The organism is Nibrella viscosa (genome assembly GCF_039541875.1).
GTDB lineage: Bacteria > Bacteroidota > Bacteroidia > Cytophagales > Spirosomataceae > Nibrella > Nibrella viscosa.
In genome coordinates, this window is sequence record NZ_BAABHB010000006.1 from 258,026 (window position 1) to 278,948 (window position 20,923).

Below are 20,923 nucleotides of genomic sequence, written 5' to 3' on the forward strand. Positions count from 1 at the left end.
AGTAAACCGGTGCGCCGGTGCGGTATAAAGCTGTAGAAGGGCGTAATAACAACACTATGTTTCAAATCACCACACAAACTGTTTCACTCCCCGACGGAAGAGAGATTACCATTGAAACCGGCAAGTTGGCTCGTCAGGCCGACGGTGCCGTGGTGGTCCGTCTGGGTAATACAATGCTGCTGGCTACCGTCGTATCCAGCAAAGACGCTAAAGAAGGCGTCGACTTTCTTCCCTTATCTGTCGATTATCAGGAAAAATTTGCGGCTGCCGGTCGGATTCCGGGTAGCTTTCAGCGTCGGGAAGGCAAACTGTCGGACCATGAGGTTCTGATTAGCCGGCTGGTCGACCGGGCGCTGCGGCCGATCTTCCCCGAAGATTACCACGCCGACACCCAGGTAAACATCAACCTGATCTCGGCTGATCCGGAGGTGTTACCGGATGCGCTCGCGGCTCTGGCGGCTTCGGCAGCCCTGGCGGTATCGGACATTCCGTTCAACGGACCCATCTCCGAAGTGCGGGTGGCGAAAATTGACGGGGAATACAAAATTAACCCGCTGACTTCCGATCTGGAGCGGGCGACCCTGGATCTGATTGTGGGCGCTACCGAGCGCGACATCTGCATGGTGGAGGGCGAAATGGAGGAATGTTCCGAAGCTGAGGTGGTGGAGGCTCTTCGTATCGCCCACGATGTAATTAAAGGTCAATGCCAGGCTCAGAAAGAACTGGAAGTCAAAGTTGGCAAGACCGAGAAGCGCGAGTACAGCCACGAAACGCACGACGAAGAATTGCGGGCGCAGGTGCGTGCCTTCTGCTACGATAAGATCTATGCGGCAGTCCGTCTGGGTCAGGCTAATAAAAAGACCCGCCGGGATGCAGCCAAGGCGGTGCTGGACGAGTTTCTGGCTACCTTCCCCGAAGGTACCGAAGTAAACCAGACGCTGATCAAAACGTATTTCCACGACCTGGAGTGGGAGGCTTCCCGCCGGTTGGTCCTGGATGAACGCTATCGCCTTGATAGCCGGAAACTGGATGAGATCCGGCCGATTAGCTGCGAAGTTGATTTTCTGCCCATGGCGCACGGTTCGGCCGTGTTCACCCGGGGCGAAACGCAGTCGCTTACGACCGTTACCCTGGGTACCAAGCTGGACGAACAGATCGTAGATCAGGCTATGCGTCAGGGTTATTCCAAATTCCTGCTGCACTACAACTTCCCGGGTTATTCGACCGGTGAAGTGAAGCCGAATCGCGGACCGGGCCGGCGTGAAATTGGGCACGGTAACCTGGCCCACCGGGCTATCAAGAAAGTAATGCCGGTGGATGCTGATAACCCTTACACCATACGCGTTGTTTCAGATATTCTGGAGTCTAACGGGTCATCGTCAATGGCAACCGTTTGCGCCGGAATTCTGGCGTTGATGGATGCCGGGGTGAAGATCAAGGCACCGGTAGCCGGTATTGCGATGGGTCTGATTACTGATCAGCACTCAGATAAATATGCTGTTTTATCCGACATTCTGGGTGATGAAGATCACCTGGGTGATATGGACTTTAAGGTGACGGGTACCGAAAAGGGAATTACCGCCTGTCAGATGGATATGAAAGTTAACGGCTTGTCATTTGAGGTACTTTCGCAGGCCCTCGAACAGGCCCGGGCTGGTCGTCTGCATATTCTGGGCGAGATGAAGAAAGCCCTGGAGGCTCCGCGTACCGACCTGAAGCCGTTTGCGCCCCGGGCTACCATCCTGAAAATCGATCAGAGCATGATCGGTGCCGTAATCGGGCCGGGTGGTAAGGTAGTGCAGGAGATCCAGAAAGAGTCGGGTACGACTATCGTTATCGAAGAGCGGGACAATGCCGGCTGGGTTAGTATATTCTCTACTAACAAAGACGGCATGGATAAAGCATTAAGCCGCGTAAAAGGCATTGTAGCCGTTCCCGAAATTGGTGAAATCTACGACGGTAAAGTAAAGACCATTATGCCGTTCGGTGCGTTTGTCGAGTTCCTCCCAGGAAAAGACGGACTTTTGCACATTTCCGAGATCAAGTGGGAGCGACTGGAGAACATGGAAGGGGTATTGGAGGTTGGCGAAGAAGTGCGCGTAAAATTGGTAGAGGTCGATAAAAAGACCGGAAAATACCGTTTGTCGCGGAAAGTACTTCTGCCGAAGCCAGTGAACAAAAATCCAGAGTGATTTGTTACTTTTCTGTGTATTGCCGCGTTACCACAATACGTTATATAGCCACAAATCCGGTGTAACGTCCCATGAGACAGCTAAAGATAAGTAAACAAATTACCAACCGCGAGAGCCAATCGCTGGACAAGTATTTACAAGAAATTGGCAAAGTAGATCTGCTTACGCCCGACGAGGAAGTGATGCTGGCTCAAAAGATTCGTGAAGGGGATCAGCTATCCCTGGAGCGGCTGACGAAAGCCAACCTGCGCTTTGTCGTGTCGGTGGCCAAGCAGTACCAGAACCAGGGCCTATCACTGGGTGACCTGATCAACGAAGGAAACTTAGGATTGATTAAAGCAGCTCAGCGTTTCGACGAGACCCGGGGTTTTAAGTTTATTTCCTACGCTGTTTGGTGGATTCGTCAGTCTATTCTGCAGGCCCTGGCTGAGCAGTCGAGGATTGTGCGGTTGCCGCTGAACCGGGTAGGGTCGCTGAACAAGATCTCGAAGACGTTCTCGGATCTGGAGCAGAAATTTGAGCGGGAGCCGTCACCGGAAGAACTGGCCGCCGTGCTGGATATTACTGCCGCCGAGGTGGTAGATACCCTGAAAATTTCGGGTCGTCACGTGTCGATGGATGCGCCGTTTGTGCAGGGTGAAGAAAATAGCCTGCTCGACGTATTGGAGAACGACGGCGAAGATAAACCGGATTCGGGTCTGATCAATGATTCGCTGCGGAAAGAAGTACAACGGGCGCTGTCGACGCTGACCCAACGGGAAGCCGATGTGATTGCTTTATATTTTGGTTTGAACGGCGAGCACGCCATGACGCTGGAAGAAATCGGCGAAAAGTTTAACCTGACCCGCGAGCGCGTACGTCAGATTAAAGAGAAAGCCATTCGTCGCCTGCGTCATACGTCACGCTCCAAAGCGCTGAAAACTTATTTAGGATAAAAGACATACATTGTTTTGAGGAAAGCCCCCGTCATTGGGGGCTTTTTTGATTTAAACTCTCATTGTTCCGTGCCTATCCTGCAACCCATTGTCAACCTGGCAGAACTGCTGTACCAGAAAGGTATAACCGATGTTATTGTTTCGCCCGGCTCCCGGTCGGCCCCGCTGACGCTGGCCGTGGCCCGGCACCCGAAGCTGCGGGTGCGGGTTATTGCCGACGAACGATCTGCCGGATTTATTGCCCTGGGCCTGGCACAGCAGCGTATTGTTAATGGGCAACCTAAACCTGTTGCCATAATCTGCACCTCCGGCAGTGCAGTGTACAACCTCGCCCCAGCGGTGGCCGAAGCCTATTTTCAGGAAATACCGCTGGTGCTGCTAACGGCCGATCGGCCGCGGGAATGGGTGCAGCAGCAGGATGGGCAAACTATTTTTCAGGCCGGTATTTTCGGGAGTCACGTGAAACGCAGCTATGATTTACCGGCCGACTATAGCCATCCGGATGCCCGCTGGTACATTGAAAGGTCGGTGAATGAAGCCCTGAACCTGAGTGGGTTAACACCTCTAGGGCCTGTGCATATCAACGTTCCCCTGCGCGAACCGTTCTATCCCAAAGAAGGAGAACATTTTCGGTATGAACCAGTCCGCGTGATCGACCAGGTACTGGTAACGCAGGAACTACCTGCCGAAACCTGGCACCAATTGCTGAGCGAGTGGGAGGGGGCTGAACGTAAGTTAATTGCGGTGGGGCAGTTGCCTTACCACCCAAAGCTAACAGAGGTATTGCAGAAAATCAGCGAAGAACTGGCCGTACCGGTGGTGGGCGAAATTATCAGTAACCAGCACCAGAATCAGCTTTTTATTACCCAATCGGATACCTTTTTGAGCAGCGTTGCAGGAGAAGACTTCCTGGAAGAACTGCGACCGGACCTGCTGCTAACGTGCGGGCAATCTTTCCTGGCCAGAAATCTGAAAACATTTCTCCGCAAATACCCCGCCCGGCAGCACTGGCATATCCAGCCGTCGGCCGACCGACTGGTCGATTCGTTTCAGTCCCTGACTAAACTGATTCCCACCGATCCGCTATACTTTTTCGGGAAGCTGTTTGCCGATCTCGATTACCAGCGGTTTTTGCAGGGGGAAGAGGAACCCGAGGAAAACGAATACCTGGAGCGTTGGCAAATGGCCGACCGGCGGGCCGGTAAGCTGGTCCAGGAGACGCTGCAACCGGCGGAGCCTTTTACCGAATGGGCAGCCGTGCAAACCATCCTGGATGCGGTACCACCCCATTCTGTTCTACACCTGGCCAACAGCATGCCGGTGCGGTACGCCAATCTGTGCGGTATCCGCGCCGACCAACACATAGCCGTGTCGGCTAACCGGGGCACCAGCGGCATCGACGGTTGTCTGAGTACGGCCGTAGGTGCGGCTTTGGCTACCGATCAGCTTGTCACGCTGTTTATTGGTGATGTTGCGTTTTTCTACGACCGCAACGCGTTGTGGAATTCGTATGTGCCGGCAAACCTGCGTATTGTGTTGTTTAATAATCAGGGGGGGCATATTTTCCGGATGATCGACGGCCCGGCTCAGCAACCCGAACTGGAAACCTATTTCGAGACAGAGCAACCCCTGACGGGGCGCACCACCGCCGAAGAAGCCGGTATTGGGTACCGGAGCAGCCACGGGCGTGCGGAACTCCAACTGGCTTTAGCCGATTTTTTCACGCCGGGTAGTAAAGCCAGACTACTGGAAGTCTTTACCGACAAACGGGTGAATGCAACGGCTTTCCAGCAATACAAGGATAAGGTTAAACGCCTTTTTGGCGGAGTTTAACGGGCGGAGCAGAAAATGGTTCGTTGCTGTCTGGCCTGGTTATCACCGGCAAGCGCACCGGTCTGCCAGGTTTCGCAGGCTTTTAGGAGGTTGTCGGTTTCCTGATACGCATTTCCCAGGTAATAATACACCTGATCGACCGACGAGTCGAGTTGTTCTGCTTTTCGGAGGGCTTCTATCGCCTGACCCGCTTGTTTCTGGCGGAGGTAGAAAATCCCCATATTCCGGTAAGCCCAGGCATTCTGGTTGTCAAGCTGCAGAGATTCCTGTAAGAACGGCAAGGCTTCTTTGTCCCGGTCGAGCATCATCAGGTAATATCCTTTGTTGTTCAGGTAGTACGGTTGGTTGGGCTTTTGCTCGAGTGCCCGGTTGACGTATGCCAGGGCCGATTCGTAATTTTTGCTCCGGGCCAGAATCATGCTGAGGTTGTTCAGAGCTTCGTGCTGTTTCGGATTTAGTTGCAGGGCCCGCTCCAGATCCAATTGTGATAGCTTATACGCTTTTTGCTGGAAGAGCAGCGCACCCCGGTTGGTTAAGGCTTCGGCATTGTTGGGGTCCAGCCGGATGGCTTTGTCAAAGGCGGCCTGGGCGGGAGCAAGGTTGTTGAGCCGGGTGTACGTCTCGCCGAGCCGGGCCTGGTAAAACGCCGAGTCTTTATACGTTTTTTCGATACGCTGGAGATCGGCGAGGCTGTTTTGGGCGTCGTTCAGGTCATTTCTCACGTCGGCGCGGTTCAGGTAAGCCGCTTCAAAGTTGGGGTCGATATCAATGGCTTTGTCATAATCGGCCAGGGCACCAGGCAGGTCACCATTGCGGTATTTGGCCAGGCCCCGGTTGTTGTAGGCATCGGCAAAGTCAGGCTTTTTGTTGATGGCTTCCGTGTAGAAACGGATAGCCTCCCGGTATTCCTGCTTGTTAAGCTGTATATTGCCTTTCAGAAAAAACTGAGCGGCTTCTTCCTGCCTGGTATCCGAGCAGCTGCCCATCATTGCCAGAAGAACAGCCGCCAGCAGGCTTTGTACCAGAAACCGGCTGGTCGGGTTTCCGTTCCCACTATATTGTCTATTTCTCTTATGCGTCATTTGCAAGATATTCCTCATGCACAGTTCCGGATTTCCCTTTTTGCCTGGAACAACAAGTTTATTGTCAAAGTTGAACACGGATTATTGGAACAAACCTATAAAATCAGCGAACTCGACGTTACCGGTCCCGAAGACGTTGAGGCCCTGCTCGACCCGCTGTTCCTGGAACAGGTAACCCGTCGTTTCCAGGACATGACCACCGACTGGCGTGCTTCTATGGAGCGGAATGGGGTGGTATGATGGACTACCGTCCCTCCGCAGCCGCACCCGCCGAGTGCTGGATGTACAACCAGCGGTTTAGCAGCGCCCGTTGCTGGGAAGTGGGGTTAGGCACTATGTCGAAGCGGTAGCTGACCAGCGGATTTTCGGTTAAGGTTAGGGTTAGGTCTTTGCGGAGACCGTCGCGGTTGACCAGCAGGCGAACCTTATCGCCGGATCGCTTACCCGTTAATGCGTTGTTGAGATCGTTACTTACACGAACGCTGTCGACAAAAAGAATTTCGTCATTTACGTTTAATCCATCGTTCCAGGCGGCCGAGCCCCGGCGCACGGAGGAGACGGTGAGCTTGCCGTTGGCAAAGGTTGTGCCGGCTCCCAGGTAACCCTGGTTATTGGGAATAGCGACATTAACCAGTTGCAAACCGAAAGGTTGCACGAATGAATTGTAATCGATTGCATCGGTACCGTAGATATATTTTCGGAAGAAATCATCCAGGTTGCGGTTGGCGATCTGCTCAGCGGCTTTTTTGAATTCGTCGTCGGTGAATCCTCGCTGCCGTTTCTTGTAGTACTCGTTCCATAAAAACCGCATCAGGTCGTCGAGGTTGCGGGTACCGTTGGTATTTGCCAGAATCGTCAGGTTCAGCAGATTGGCCAGAACGCTTCCTTTGGTGTAATACGAGATGGTGCTGTTAATGGAGTTTTCGTTGGGCCGGTACGCTTTGATCCAGGCGTCGAAGCTGGACTCCGCTACCGACTGGACACGGGTGCCCGGCTGATTTTCAATGCCGTTGATGTCGCCCGCCAGGATGTTCAGGTACTGATCGGGGGTAAAGTAGCCGGCACGGCGCAGAATGTAATCTTCGTAAAACGAAGTAAAGCCTTCCGACACCCAGAGCATGTGGGTATAGTTCTCGTTGTCGTAATCGAACGGTCCGAGGGCAATGGGCCGAATACGCTTCACATTCCAGAGGTGGAAGTATTCGTGGGCTACCAGCGTCAGAAAGCGCTTGTAGTTGGTTTCGTTCTTATAAGCTTCGCGGGTAGTCTGGAGTGTGGTGGAGTTCTGGTGTTCGAGGCCCCCGCTGGGGTTGCCGAAGTGGTGGACAATAAAGGTATAGGACTCGCAGGGGTGTTCGCCGATGACGGTAGCCGCCGTTTCGCAGACCTTCTTGTAATCGGCCGCCAGCTTTTTCTCGTCGTACTCCACATCCCCGTACATGGCTACGGTATGCGGAATGCCGGATGCGGTGAAGGTAAACGTCCGGTGGTTGCCGATCTCGATGGGTGAGTCGACCAGAATATCATAATTCAACGCCCGGAAGGTAAACGGCTGCCCGCTCACCGGCTCCAGCCCGGTGCTTACTTTAGTCCAGCCGGTATACGGTTGAATTACCACCTGATGCGGAAAAGCCTTCAGGGCATCCTGGTACAGAAAAATACTGGCTCCGTTCAGGTAGCCGTGACTCATGTCCAGGTGGCTGGTTCGGACAGAGAGCTCATTGGCGTATACGCGGTAGCGAAGCGTTATGTTTTCGTCGGTAGTGGCAATCCGCCAGGTGTTCTTATTAATCTTCTGGGCGGGAACTGGTTTCCCATTCGCCAGGGCCAAGAAACCTTCTACGTTTTTGGCATACTCCCGGATCAGGTACGAGCCCGGTGTCCAGACCGGCATTTTCACGTCGAGGTAGCCGAATTTTTTAAGATTGGTTTGATTGGCCATATTGCTCAGGCGCATTTCCACCTCAAAAAAGTGGGTCTGCGGCTGCGGCATGGATAAGGTATAAGCGATGGTCGGTACGGGTGCCGGTTCATTTTCGGCCCGAGCAGAGGATACGATTCCGACCAGCAACCAGACACAGCATAAAAACACTTCACAGGATTTTTTTTTCATACGGAAATAAGAGTACTTTCGTTTTTAACGTAATCCGACGGGGCAGGCTTACGCAGCTTAGCTAAAATTGTCGGCGAAACTACAATGCTTTCAAAGGATTCACAACCTTTGTGTAATCTATGCTACTATCCTCCTTGTACCCGTTACGACGAACTTTCCTGATCGCCGGAACCCTGTTGGCTCCGCTTACCGCATCGGCTCAGCGCACCCTTAGTTATACCGAGCCTGATTATCATTACCGCACCGGCGTTGAATTGTTTGAAAAAGATAACTATGCCGCTGCCCGGTATGAGTTCCAGCAGTATCTGGATCGGCGGAAGAATATCCTCAATACCAACGACCAGAATGCCGTATCAGCCGAGTACTACGTTGCCCTGACGAGCCTGTACATCGATGAGCCGGGGGCGGAAGTGATGGTCGACCGCTTTGTGAAGAACCATAGCGAGCACCCGAAGGCCGGCCAACTCTATGCCGATCTGGGGAATTACTATTTTAATAAAGAAGATTACGGCCGGGCCATCAGTTTTCTGGAGAAGGCCGTGCAGCAGAATCAGAACTATACCCAGCAGGCAGAGAACAAGTTTAAGCTGGCATTGGCGTACTACAATACCCAGAACCTGCCGAAAGCCTTGCCCTTGCTGAACGCCATTAAACAGGATACCCAGTTGGCGGTGGCACCGGCGGCTTCTTACTACGCGGGGGTTATCAATTTCCGGCAGGGTAGCTACCGGGAAGCGGTCAGTGATTTCCGGCGGATTGAGAAAGATCCTACCTACCAGAACGAAGTGCCGGGCTGGATTACCCAGGCCTTATATAAGGAACAGCGGTTTGATGAATTGCTGGCGTATACGGAACCCCTGTTGCGTCGCGGAGGTGCCAGTGCCTTGCCGGAGGTTGCCCTGTTTACGGCGGAGGTGTATTACCAGCAGGGAAATTACCCGAAAGCAATTCCGTACTATCGCCAGTATATTTCCGGTAAAAACGTGCGGGTGCCGGCTGCGGTCCGTTTCCGGTATGGTCAGTCGCTGTTTAAAACCGGGGCGTACCCCGACGCCATTGCGCAGTTGAAACAGGTGTCGAGCGGGAAAGATACTACGGCGCAGTATGCTGCCTATACCTTAGGCATCAGTTACCTGCAGACGCAGAATCCGCAGTACGCCCTGACTTCTTTCGATCAGGCGAGCCGGTTGCCGTTCAATCCGGCTATCCAGGAAGAGGCTTTTTTCAACCACGCCAAACTGCAACTGGATCTGAATAACGGGGGCGAAGCCGCCAAAGAGCTGACCGAGTTTCTGCGTCGGTACCCGAACAGCCAATTCGAGAACGAAGCCAACGAACTCATCAGCGAAGCCTATTTTGCTTCCAACAACTACCCGGCCGCTATTTCCTACATCGAAGGGCTGAAGCGCCGGACGCCCAAAATCAACGCTACCTACCAGCGGCTGACCTTCAACCAGGCCGTGAACGACTTCAATGCTGAGCGGTACACCCAGGCGATCCAGAACTTCGATAAGTCGTTGCAGAATCCGGTGGATGCTGAACTACGCACAGCCGCTACTTACTGGAAAGCTGAATCGCTCTCGGCTCAGCGCAAATACGACGAAGCCATTCCGCTGTATGGCCAGGTGGCACGCAATTCCGAATTCGGGGCTAAAAGTCAATATGCCTTAGGGTACGCCTACTACAATAAAAAGGATTACACGCGGGCGCTCCAGTACTTCCGGGATTTTGTAAGCCGTGGCAGTGCCGAAGACCCCGGTATGGTGGGTGACGCTGTGGTGCGCATTGCCGATTCGTACCTGGCCAACAAGCAGTATAATGAAGCTATGCGGTACTATGACCAGGCCATTGCGCAGGGCCGGGTCGATAAAGATTACGCTACTTACCAGAAAGGCCGTATCCTGAGCTTTATGGATCGTGATGTGGAGGCAAAGGCCATGTTCGATCAGGTGCTGCGGCAAAATCCAAATTCACGGTATGCGGAAGATGCCCTGTTCCAGGCTGCCAATGTCGATTTTGAGAAAGGGTCTTACCAGGTAGCCATTCGCGGATTTACCAAACTTATTCAGGATAAGCCCAAGAGTTCACTCATACCACAGGCGTTGCTGAAGCGGGCCATTGCCTACAGCAACCTGCAAACCTACGATCAGGCTGTAGTCGATTACCGCCGGATTTTGAACGAATACGGAACCGCTCCCGAAGCGCAGAGTGCCTTATTAGGGCTGCAAAACGCCTTGAGCGATGCCGGCCGGGCGGATGAGTTCAGCCGTGAGCTGGCACAGTACAAGAAAACCAATCCGGGTAGTACGGATGTAGCGAAAGTTGAGTTTGAGAATGCTAAAGGCTTATATTTTAACGAAAAATACGCTCAGGCTATTCAGGCGCTGCTTGGCTTTATGCAGGAGTATCCGGCGAGTCCCAGTACCAGCGAAGCGCGGTACTACCTGGCTGATTCGTATTACCGGACCAACGATGCCGCCAACGCCTTGCGGTACTATAACCTGATTATTAACGATCGCAACTCCGATTTTACGGTTCGGGCGGCAAGCCGGGCGGCCGAGATTGAACTGGCGCAGCGGAACTATGCACGGGCGGTACGGAACTACCAGGTGGTATTGGGACAGGCACGCACCAAAAACGATCAGGTATCGGCTATGCTGGGCCTGATGGATACCTACCTGGCCGGCTCCAAACCAGATTCAGCTACGTATTATGCCCGCGAAATTTTAACGGCCGGTAGTGTGGTGCCGGGTGCGCAGAACCGGGCGCAGCTCGCCCTGGGTAAGGCGGCTCTGCAGAAAGGCGACCAGAAAAAAGCACAGGAAGAATTTGAACGGACCATAGCCCTGGCGAAAGATGTTAACGGTGCCGAAGCCAATTACCTGATCGGCGATATTCAGTACCGGCAAAAGAAATATAAAGAATCTATAGCCACCCTCCTGAAATTCAACGAGCAGTTTGGCGAGTTCGAGTACTGGAAAGGGAAAGCTTTTTTGCTGGTAGCCGACAACAATGTCGGGTTGAACGAAATTGCCCAGGCCAAAGCTGTGCTGAGTTCAATCATTGACAATGCTTCGCAGCCGGAGATTGTCAATGAAGCCCGTCAGAAGTTAAAAGCGCTTGAAGAACGTAACTAACCACACGATTGACCTTATTTAACACTATGTCCCGTAGCACCCGGACCGTGCGGCTTACCCAGCTCACCCTGGCGGCCGGAATACTTTCTGCCTCATTGATTGCCGAAGCGCAGCAACAACCTCGCCCCGCACGTCCACCGGTAAAGGAGGGCGAAGTAGAGAACCAGGAAATTACGGTGGAGAAAAACCGGCGCATCGAACTGCCGCCCGCCAACCGGATCTTTAACAAAATACCATCAGTCAAGCCATCCACCGAGCAGCGTAAACTGACCTACGAATTTCAGGACCGGAAATTATCTGTAGGGGATCCGCGAATTAATCTGAACGCCCTGCCGGTCTCGGCTACGCAGCCGGCCCAGAATCCGGTGTACAATAATTATGTCAAAGTAGGGGCCGGTAATTACGGTACGTTCTACGGTGAGGGGTTTATGGGTATTCATAACCAGCCAAATTATGGCGTTGAAGGATCGCTGCGGCATCTGTCTTCCTCTATCGGCCCGGTCGACGGTAAAAACTCGGCCCAGAGCGAAACGAAAGGAAGGCTTACCGGAAAGTATCTGACGGAACAGTTTAAGCTAAGTGGAACGCTGGGTTATAACCGCGATCAGTACTACTTCTACGGCCGGCGGTTGCCGGAAGGGGTAGACCGCGAAACCATCCGGCAACGACTGAATACCTACAACCTCAATGTAGGTATCGAAAACGTAGATTCGGATAACCTCATCGACTATTCGCTGAAGACTGGAATTTATTCGCTGAACGATGCCTACAATGCCAGCGAATTTGACTGGGGTACCAATTTCAACGGCTCGGTGGGTATTACCGACAATTTTGTGGCCCTGGTGGGTGCCGATGCCTATGTAACCCAGCGGACAGATGGTCCGGTCGATAACCGGAATGTATACCGGGTGAAGCCGGCGTTTAAATACACCTCACCCCGGTTTACGGCCATGATCGGTCTGACTGCCGCCAATGAAACCGACAAGCGGCAGGGAATTAACAAAACGTATGGCTTTCCAATCGGGGAAATCGACTTTGTACCGACGGGGAATATTCACTTTTATGTGGGCCACGACGGCGACGTAATCCGGAACACGCTGCGGACGTTTTTAGGAGAAAATAGATGGTTAGGGCCGCAGGCACTGCTATCTAACACTGTTAAGCTATCGGACATCTACGGCGGAACCAAAGGAGATTTGGGTGGGGGATTCAGTTATGAGGGTAAAGTGTCGTACGCCCAGTACCGCAATTTTTATGTTTTCAACAATACATGGCCTGACACTTCCAGGTTCTTTCCGCTTTACGATGGCGGTACCGCAAAGGTGCTGACGATTTCGGCGCAGCTGGGTTATTCGCAGAAAGACAAGTTTCGATCCATTCTCAAAGGCGATGTGTTCCGTTACGGGCTCGACCGGCTGGAGGAGGCCTGGCATCGGCCGCGCATTGCCGGGCAATGGTCGAACTCTTACATTCTGAACAAAAAATTATTTATCACCTCCGACTTGTACTTTTACGAGGGTATCCGGGCAAAGAATTTTGTGTCTGGAGAGGCCTATACGCTGAAACCCATTGTAGACCTGAATTTTAAAATTGACTATTTCTTAGGCAAGCAGTTCTCCGCCTTCGTATCGTTAAATAATGTCTTCGGTCAGAATTACCAGCGGTATTTGTATTATCGGGTTCAAGGCCTTAACTTTCTCGGAGGAATTTCCTATTCGTTCTAACCCATAACCGGTTGCTCCACCTGCCATGACACCTGTAAGCGCCTACGTCAAAAAACTGCTGTATCAGTACGACTGTATTGTCGTTCCGGAGTTAGGGGCTTTTCTAACTCACCTGCTACCGGCCTCCTATGTGGAATCAACCGGCCTCTATATGCCTCCCCGCAAGAGACTGGCGTTTAATGAAGCGCTTCGCCTGGACGACGGCATTCTGACCAACTATGTTGTGTTGCACGAAGGCTGTGGTCGGGAGGAGGCTCTGCGGCATATTGCCGCGTTTGTAGCAGAACTGAAGCAGGAGGTCCGGCAGACAGGTAGTTTGTCTATAGACGGTATTGGGCTGTTCACTCAGAACGAAGAAGGTAAACTTCAGTTTGACCCAGAGTTGCGGCATAACTTCAATGGTGAGGTATACGGCATGCAACCGGTTCAGGTAGGTGAGTGGATCCATCAGGCGCAAAAGGAGGATGTGGCGTTTGTGCCGGTAGTAACGAGTGCCGGCCTGATGGAAACCGAGGAGATTCCTGCCGGTCAGGAAGACGCTCAGCGACGTCGCCGGTCATACTGGCCATGGGTAGCGGCCGCAGTGTTTGTCGGCTCGTTAGTTGGAATCAGCTATGTTTCGGTGATTCAGACCGACGATCTGCTGCAAAGTAGTTTAAGCCCATCGTCGTTGCTCCATCTGCCATCATTTATGACCAAACCGGAGGCTGAACATGTATCGGTAAAACCAGTAGCGGGAACAACGGCAGAACGTGCACCGGATAAGCAGCTTGCCGTAGATATGCCCCAGGCAACATCTACCCAAACAGTGCCGGCTGTTGCCGTTGAGGATAATAAACCGGAGGATGCAGCAGCGAAACCGGTGCCGACCGAAAAGGTTATAGTTGAAGTAAAACAGGTAACCGAAGAAAAAGGTAAACCCGCAATAGTCCGGCCGCAGTACATTGTTATTGCCGGAAGCTTTTCAAATCGACAGAATGCCGGTCGTTTTCAGCGACAAATGCGGAAAGAAGGGTATAGTGATGCTTATATTATTAAGCCATTTCGGAAAGGGCAATTATTTAAGGTCGGTGTGTTTAGCAGTGTTAACCGATTAGATGCAGTAGGTAAACTTGATGAGGTATCTGCCATCACTGGCCTGGATGCCTGGATCATGGAATATTAGCCGATACCGGGTGCATCGTATTCAATAAACAGGAGGCAATCGGAAACGGTTGCCTTTTTTGGTTGCCGGAATTAGCAGACGTTTCTTCCTTTAACTCTCCGTTGCCCCAATATTTACTTCATCGCATTGTTTCATAAACGAAAAAGACGATTTTAGCGTTAGTACGGCAAGAACTATAGGTACCTGATGAACCGCACGGCATTTGAAAACGAGAAAGAAGTTCGCATTTTGGCACTGGCAGGCTCTTTTGCCTTTAACCTGTTGCTGGTGGTTATACTTCTGTTTGTTAAGCTTTCGTTTATGAAACCGCAGCCTCCGCCGATCGAATTTGTGGAGGTTAATTTTGGAACGGATGCCGTGGGCAGTGGGAATGTGCAGACCTTTAATAAGCCCAGTCCTTCGCCCAGAGCGGTCGATGTAAAGCGGGCCGAGACCAAACCTAACCCGAAAATTACGACCACGCCACGCGTAGAGAAGACGCCGATAACGCCTGTTCCGAAAGTAGAACAGGCTAAACCCAGCAAGGTTGTTACCGAAAAGCCGGTTATTGCCAGCAAGGTAGAAAGTCCGGTGAGTGTGCCCGAAAAAGCCGAGACGAAGAAAACCGAATCAACGGCACCCAAGCCTACGCCAGCCCCTCCCAAAACAGAACCGGCAAAAAAGGCGGAGAATGTAGATCCGAATGCCCTCTTTAAACGGACATCCGGGGGCGGAGGGTCTAACGGTACGTCGGGCCGGGCAGCCGGTGAAGGAGGTAATAATAACGGCGACGACGCCAGTGGCGTTGGCGATAAGGGAAACCCGAACGGAAAAGTCGATGCCAAAGGCTTATACGGAACGCCGGGTGGCACCGGCTCCGGCGTGGCATTTGACGTATCGGGCTGGTCGCTGACCGGCCGCCCGAATGTCAACGACAACTCCGACGAGACAGGTAAGATTGTTTTTCAGTTGAAGGTAGACCAGAGTGGCGATATTATTTCGGTGCGGACGATGCAAACTACAGTAAGCCCTTCGGTTGTCGAGGTATATCGGAAAGCGGTAGAGCGGCTGAGGCTGGTTCCTAAATCGTCGGTTACGCCACCGGTTTCAACCGGAACCATAACGTTTATTATTACATCTAAATAAATGCAGTATCAGGAAGCGCTGGCTTATCTGTACGATAAGCTGCCGGTTTTCCATCGTATAGGCGCTAAGGCTATCAAACCTGGCTTAGCGAATATTGAGAAACTGTGTGCGGCTCTGGAACAGCCGCACACGCGTTTTAAGACCATCCACGTAGCCGGCACCAACGGCAAAGGCAGTACCTCACACATGCTGGCTGCCATTTACCAGGCCGCCGGGTATCGGGTTGGCCTGTATACTTCTCCGCATCTGAAGTCTTTTACCGAGCGTATACGCATTAACGGTCAACCTATTCCGGACGAAGAGGTAGCCCAGTTTGTAACGACCTTTCAGGCACTGATCGAAGCTGTAAATCCATCGTTTTTTGAAGTTACGGTAGCGATGGCATTTGATTACTTTGCAAGGAAGGAAGTTGATCTGGCCATTATTGAAGTGGGTTTAGGAGGAAGACTTGACTCTACAAATATCCTACAGCCGCTTTTGTCGGTGATTACCAATATTGGCTGGGATCATATGGATTTGCTGGGTGATACCCTGGATAAGATTGCCACCGAAAAAGCAGGCATCATTAAGCCGCAGATCCCGGTTATAATAGGAGAGAGGCAGCCGGAGACCACGGCGGTTTTCCTTAAAAAAGCGGAGGAAGAACAGGCCCCGATATATTTTGCGCAGGATAGTTTTCTGTGTATCGATAAGGGCATTTTGACCGGGAAACGGCAGGTTGAGGTTCTCTATCAGTCATTGAATTCAGAAAGTCTGATAGCTCTTATGTTGACGATCGATCTGCTGGGCCAATATCAGTTGCTTAATTTACCGGCTGTGCTGCAAAGTGTTTTTCTGTTGCAGCAGTTTCCGGTTAGTACTGAGCAACTGCAAAACGGTTTGGCTTCCGTTACCCGCCTTACGGGGTTAAAAGGTCGATGGCAGGTTTTACGGAAAAATCCCTATGTAGTGGCCGATACGGCCCATAACAAACCCGGCTTTGAAAGCCTGCTGGCGATGATACCCACGATACAGCACCGGCAACTGCATCTGGTTATAGGCTTTGTCCAGGATAAAGACGTTGAATCGGTTCTTGCGTTGCTGCCAACATCTGCCAAGTACTATCTTTGTCAGGCAAATACGCCCCGTGCCCTGGCTGTTCATGATTTATTTATAAAAGCCGTAGCAGCAGGGTTACAGGGGCAGGTATATCCGGATGTAAATGCCGCACTGGCATCGGCGGTAGCCGAGGCTTCGGCGGAGGATTTAGTAGTTGTAACAGGCAGCACCTATGTGGTAGCTGAATTGCAAGCCTTGTAAGTACGTGAGAAGAAAGTTAATACGATTCCAGCAGAATTGGGAAAGTCCCAACGTCATTGAAACTGGCAAACCGCTGTTTAGAACCATTAAAGGTACCTGGCGGGAGGAATATTTTAAGAATAATAATCCTATTGTGCTGGAGCTGGCCTGTGGGAAAGGTGAGTACACGGTTGGATTAGCCAACGCGTATCCGGACAAAAATTTTATTGGGGTCGATATTAAAGGCGACCGGATCGCCCGTGGGTCACAGGCTGCTTTGGCCGGCGGGCTTACAAACGTGGCGTTTCTGCGTACGGACATTCGGTATTTGCTGGAGTTTTTTGCCGAAGGTGAGGTGGATGAGATCTGGATTACGTTTCCCGACCCGCAGCCTCGCGATAAACAGGAAAAACACCGGCTTACCTACCCGTACTTCCTGGCAATTTACAGTACTATATTGTCGTCAAGGGGTAAGCTTCATCTCAAGACCGATAATACCGCGTTCTTCGATTATAGCCTGCAAGTTCTCCCGGAGAATGGATTTACAGATCTGGTATACACCCATGATTTATATAGTTCTTCGCTGAACAACATTCATCTCGGTATCAAAACCAAGTACGAAGAGCTATTTTACAACAAAGGGTTTTCGATCAAGTACCTGCAATGCAAAAAAAGCGCGGCCGATGAGGCCGCGCTGTAAAACGGAATGTAATTCCGTTTTACTTATGCCGGTTGCTTTTTCATTAAAAGCTCCATCAGGTCGGCGATACGGCTTGAATAGCCGTATTCGTTGTCGTACCAGCCAACAACTTTAGCAAAGGTGCCGTTGGCGGCAGTCAGGTTGGCGTCGAAGATACAGGAGTGCGGATTACCCACAATGTCGGCTGACACAATCGGGTCGACACAATACTCCAGAATGCCCTTCAATTGGTTATTGGCTGCCTCTTTTACCGCGTTATTGATATCATCAACGGTAACTTCACGCTTCAGGATCACGGTAAAGTCGGTAATAGACCCATCGGGTACCGGAACGCGCATGGCGTTGCCGTCTAGTTTGCCTTTTAGGTGTGGCAGCACAAGTCCTACTGCTTTAGCGGCACCGGTTGACGTTGGTACAATCGACAGCGCTGCTGCACGTGCCCGACGCAGGTCGGAATGCGGAGCATCCTGAAGATTCTGATCGGCGGTATAGGCGTGGATGGTGGTCATGTATCCTTTTTCAATTCCAAAAGCATCATCCAAAATTTTGGCCATTGGTGCCAGGCAGTTTGTGGTGCATGATGCATTGGATACAATAGTTTCTTCACCGGTCAGCGTATTTTCATTTACACCGAGGACTATCGTTGGGATATTTCCCTTGGCAGGGGCGGAGATCACAACCTTTTTTGCACCAGCCTGTAGGTGCATACCGGCACCGGCTTCATCAACAAAACGTCCTGTTGATTCCAGTACGACATCGATTTCTAATTCTTGCCACGGTAAATTCTTGGGATCCCGTTCGGCGAAGGCTTTAATACGTATGCCATTTACAGTTATGCTCTCATTATCTGAAGAGACATCTCCGTTAAATCGGCCATGTACTGAGTCGTATTTTAAAAGGTGCGCTAAAGTGGAATTGTCTGTAAGGTCATTGATGGCTACTACCTCGATGTTCTCTTTTTCAAGTAGTGTTCTGAATGACAGGCGACCTATTCTTCCGAAACCATTAATGGCAACTCTTATTTTGTCCATTCCTATACTAGTGTTTGGTTTTACGGCTCAAAGATAATAAAGGCTATAGTACAGTGCGCGGTTAATTATTAGTAAAATACTAATTAGCAATCTAACTAGTTTAGTATTAAATTTTTATTTGCTAAAAATATTCGTACTAATTTTAAATTTACTAAATATAATGGTATATGGATTATGTTTTTGCTAATCGAGATAAATTAATTTGTTTTGTATAAGGAGTAGGAGAGAGCCCGACTCTTTCAATTACGCGATCTAAACCAGACTCGTTATTTAATTCTCGATAAGTAGCGCGGCAAACCGGCTCGATGCCGGTTTGCCGCGCTTTAATTACCTGCGTATACTTTTCCTGTGTGTGCTAATATTTGATCCACTACCTCTTTCTCTTCGTTAGGTAATTTCTATAGATGTTAAGAAAGAGAATGGCAAAAACAAATTGCACTCTTTGGCCGCAATGCCTTCAATAAAATGTACTCCATCTTTTCTCCGGCTAAATCCACTCCTAAATTAAAGCTCGTAGCTAGTTAACGGGAGTCGGTCGGGCACTACCACAAAGTTTTTACTCTGATACCAGCCGGCATTAGTTCTATATTTCCTGGAGAAGCGTCCTGATTAAAGCCACCTAATTATTCCCTATGGCAACACTATACAATGTACATAAAAGCAGAAATTCAATCAGGAGTTGCTGTCCACATTTTGTCAACTTGAAGCTTTTTATTAAACAAGCATAAAGAAGGTCGTTACAAATAATCCCTTTAATATTGCATCAGAAATTCCCTGATAGGGAAGCTTATTTACCTGTTTTACCAATTTAGGAGCGCGCCAAATAAAATTCTGACTTGAAATAGGACAGTAATTTTTCAAATTTTATTGAACTGATTTTCAGGGTTTTTACATTGGTTACCTCAATTTATTATTTACTTACTTATGCTTAGTCAAAACACAATTGAGCAAGTCTGGAACAACAGAAGCTTACTGTTCGAATCGTCGTCGCTGGAAGCAATTCGCGAAGTAATCAGGCAATTAAATGCTGGAGAAATTCGCGTTGCCACACCACCGGAGCAGGAGGGAGATACCTGGTTAGTCAATGAGTGGGTGAAGAAAGCAATTCTGCTTTACTTTATCAGCCAGCAGATGACCCCCGACGAAGTTGGTATTTTTACCTTCCACGACAAAATCCCGTTGAAGCGCGATTTTCAGGAAAAGAAGGTTCGGGTGGTTCCGCCGGCTGTGGCCCGCTATGGTTCATTTCTGGCCCCTGGGGTAATTCTCATGCCATCGTATGTCAACATCGGCGCCTACGTTGATGAGCGTACCATGGTCGATACCTGGGCCACAGTAGGAAGTTGCGCACAGATCGGGAAAGATGTTCACCTGAGCGGTGGCGTCGGAATAGGAGGGGTTCTGGAACCCCCACAGGCCGCTCCTGTTATAGTTGAAGACGGGGCGTTTATCGGCTCCCGCTGTATTGTAGTAGAGGGTGCTCACATCGGCAAACGAGCTGTACTCGGAGCAGGGGTAACCATTACCGGCTCGTCTAAAATTATTGACGTAACCGGCACCGAACCCAAGGAATATAAAGGATTTGTACCGGCTAACTCGGTAGTTATTCCGGGGAGTTATACTAAAGAGTTTGCGGCCGGCGCGTTCCAGGTCCCATGCGCCCTCATCATCGGCCGGCGGAAAGAATCTACCGATCTGAAAACATCGCTGAATGATGCTCTCCGTGAGAATCAAGTAGCGGTTTAACGATTACAATTGTAATTCACATAGCTAAATTAACAACGGATGCCGTGGTTTACAGACGTAAGTCACGGCATTTATTTTTGTCAATCAGTTTAAAAATTTAAATTGATTTAATTTTGTGATTTATAATAATGAATTTACTTTTGTAGCATATCCTTTAATTTACAGAAATGAATATTAATGACAAAATTAAACAGATACTGATTGACAAGAACTTGTCTCCATCATACTTTGCTGATGAGATTGGTGTGCAACGATCCAGTATCTCCCATATCCTCTCGGGTCGAAATCGACCCAGCTTCGACATTATTCAAAAAATTATTCGTCGATTCCCCGACCTCGGTTACGATTGGATACTGGAAGACGATTCACAAACATCAATTAATCTGCCCAATATAACCGCAAAATCGGCAATCAGGCGCGACGAAACCGTTGCCTCTCCTTACCGGGAAACTAGTATGTCAGCTACTGTTCCACGGCAACGACGGGTAGACAATAACGCGACTAACAGTCAACCGCAGGCTACTAGCGAACCAGACAATCTGAAACGCGAAAAGAAAATTGAGCGTATTTTGATCTTTTACACCGATGGCACCTTCCGCGAATTTTCTCCGGAATAAGCTGCCAAACTTTCCGTACCTTTGTCTTTCAATACGGTGTCTGGATTCCATTAGTGTTATCCGGGCTTAAAAGGGAAACCGGTGCAAGACCGGTGCTGTCCCCGCAACTGTATGCTACACTTGTCGGCTCCCGATACTTCATGCCACTGCTCCCTTAGGGGTGGGAAGGCCACAGCCGATACGCAAGCCAGGAGACCTGCCGTATAGAATCTATCGTTCGATTGTTTCGGGTGAAAACAGCGAAC

15 protein-coding genes and 1 riboswitch are annotated in these 20,923 nt (G+C 50.6%); of the genes, 12 read left to right on the forward strand and 3 right to left on the reverse strand.

The window, feature by feature from the left end; genetic code table 11:
• Positions 1–56 precede the first annotated feature (56 nt).
• The 3 genes from ABD931_RS16860 (at position 57) to menD (ending at position 4,960) form a co-directional block, all read left to right on the forward strand.
• On the forward strand, positions 57–2,192 hold the full coding sequence (locus tag ABD931_RS16860; RefSeq protein ID WP_345268998.1) for a polyribonucleotide nucleotidyltransferase: 2,136 nt from the start codon (positions 57–59) through the stop codon (positions 2,190–2,192).
• Positions 2,193–2,263: 71 nt separating this feature from the next.
• Positions 2,264–3,127, forward strand: coding sequence for a sigma-70 family RNA polymerase sigma factor (locus tag ABD931_RS16865; RefSeq protein ID WP_345241526.1), 864 nt, complete (start codon positions 2,264–2,266; stop codon positions 3,125–3,127).
• Positions 3,128–3,196: 69 nt separating this feature from the next.
• Entirely contained in the window at positions 3,197–4,960 is a 1,764-nt protein-coding gene (gene menD / locus ABD931_RS16870; protein WP_345268999.1) for a 2-succinyl-5-enolpyruvyl-6-hydroxy-3-cyclohexene-1-carboxylic-acid synthase, read from the forward strand.
• Here menD and ABD931_RS16875 read toward each other — a convergent pair.
• On the reverse strand, positions 4,957–6,042 hold the full coding sequence (locus ABD931_RS16875; RefSeq protein WP_345269000.1) for a tetratricopeptide repeat protein: 1,086 nt from the start codon (positions 6,040–6,042) through the stop codon (positions 4,957–4,959). The genes menD and ABD931_RS16875 overlap by 4 nt on opposite strands.
• On the opposite strand from ABD931_RS16875, the gene ABD931_RS16880 reads away from it, so the two are divergent.
• A complete protein-coding gene (locus ABD931_RS16880; protein ID WP_345269001.1) occupies positions 6,034–6,282 on the forward strand; it encodes a hypothetical protein in 249 nt (82 codons plus the stop codon). The two genes, ABD931_RS16875 and ABD931_RS16880, sit on opposite strands and share 9 nt — an antisense overlap.
• Positions 6,283–6,286: 4 nt before the next feature.
• On the opposite strand, the gene ABD931_RS16885 is transcribed toward ABD931_RS16880, so the two are convergent.
• Positions 6,287–8,155 (reverse strand): M61 family metallopeptidase, encoded by a 1,869-nt coding sequence (locus ABD931_RS16885; protein WP_345269002.1) that lies wholly within the window; start codon positions 8,153–8,155, stop codon positions 6,287–6,289.
• A gap of 119 nt (positions 8,156–8,274) precedes the next feature.
• Here ABD931_RS16885 and ABD931_RS16890 point away from each other — a divergent pair, with 119 nt between their 5' ends.
• The 6 genes from ABD931_RS16890 (at position 8,275) to trmB (ending at position 17,284) form a co-directional block, all read left to right on the forward strand.
• Positions 8,275–11,292, forward strand: coding sequence for a tetratricopeptide repeat protein (locus tag ABD931_RS16890; RefSeq protein ID WP_345269003.1), 3,018 nt, complete (start codon positions 8,275–8,277; stop codon positions 11,290–11,292).
• 26 nt (positions 11,293–11,318) lie between these two features.
• Positions 11,319–13,016 carry a TonB-dependent receptor gene (locus ABD931_RS16895; RefSeq protein ID WP_345269005.1) on the forward strand — a complete coding sequence of 566 codons (1,698 nt, stop codon included), beginning with the start codon at positions 11,319–11,321 and terminating at the stop codon, positions 13,014–13,016.
• 25 nt (positions 13,017–13,041) lie between these two features.
• Positions 13,042–14,181 (forward strand): HU domain-containing protein, encoded by a 1,140-nt coding sequence (locus ABD931_RS16900; protein WP_345269006.1) that lies wholly within the window; start codon positions 13,042–13,044, stop codon positions 14,179–14,181.
• A gap of 186 nt (positions 14,182–14,367) precedes the next feature.
• Positions 14,368–15,306, forward strand: coding sequence for an energy transducer TonB (locus tag ABD931_RS16905; protein ID WP_345269007.1), 939 nt, complete (start codon positions 14,368–14,370; stop codon positions 15,304–15,306).
• The gene (locus ABD931_RS16910) at positions 15,307–16,605 is read left to right on the forward strand and encodes a bifunctional folylpolyglutamate synthase/dihydrofolate synthase (protein WP_345269008.1); all 1,299 of its coding nucleotides are present in this window, start codon (positions 15,307–15,309) and stop codon (positions 16,603–16,605) included.
• Between the two features lie 4 nt (positions 16,606–16,609).
• Positions 16,610–17,284 carry a tRNA (guanosine(46)-N7)-methyltransferase TrmB gene (gene trmB, locus ABD931_RS16915; RefSeq protein WP_345269009.1) on the forward strand — a complete coding sequence of 225 codons (675 nt, stop codon included), beginning with the start codon at positions 16,610–16,612 and terminating at the stop codon, positions 17,282–17,284.
• A gap of 23 nt (positions 17,285–17,307) precedes the next feature.
• Here trmB and gap read toward each other — a convergent pair whose 3' ends face one another.
• A complete protein-coding gene (gene gap / locus ABD931_RS16920) occupies positions 17,308–18,315 on the reverse strand; it encodes a type I glyceraldehyde-3-phosphate dehydrogenase (protein WP_345269010.1) in 1,008 nt (335 codons plus the stop codon).
• Between the two features lie 924 nt (positions 18,316–19,239).
• On the opposite strand from gap, the gene ABD931_RS16925 reads away from it, so the two are divergent.
• Both ABD931_RS16925 and ABD931_RS16930 read left to right on the forward strand, forming a co-directional pair.
• Positions 19,240–20,061, forward strand: coding sequence for a 2,3,4,5-tetrahydropyridine-2,6-dicarboxylate N-succinyltransferase (locus ABD931_RS16925; protein ID WP_345269011.1), 822 nt, complete (start codon positions 19,240–19,242; stop codon positions 20,059–20,061).
• A gap of 167 nt (positions 20,062–20,228) precedes the next feature.
• Complete coding sequence (locus ABD931_RS16930; RefSeq protein ID WP_345269012.1) at positions 20,229–20,678, forward strand: helix-turn-helix transcriptional regulator; 450 nt, start codon at positions 20,229–20,231, stop codon at positions 20,676–20,678.
• Positions 20,679–20,695: 17 nt separating this feature from the next.
• Positions 20,696–20,896, forward strand: a riboswitch (cobalamin riboswitch).
• Positions 20,897–20,923 lie beyond the last annotated feature (27 nt).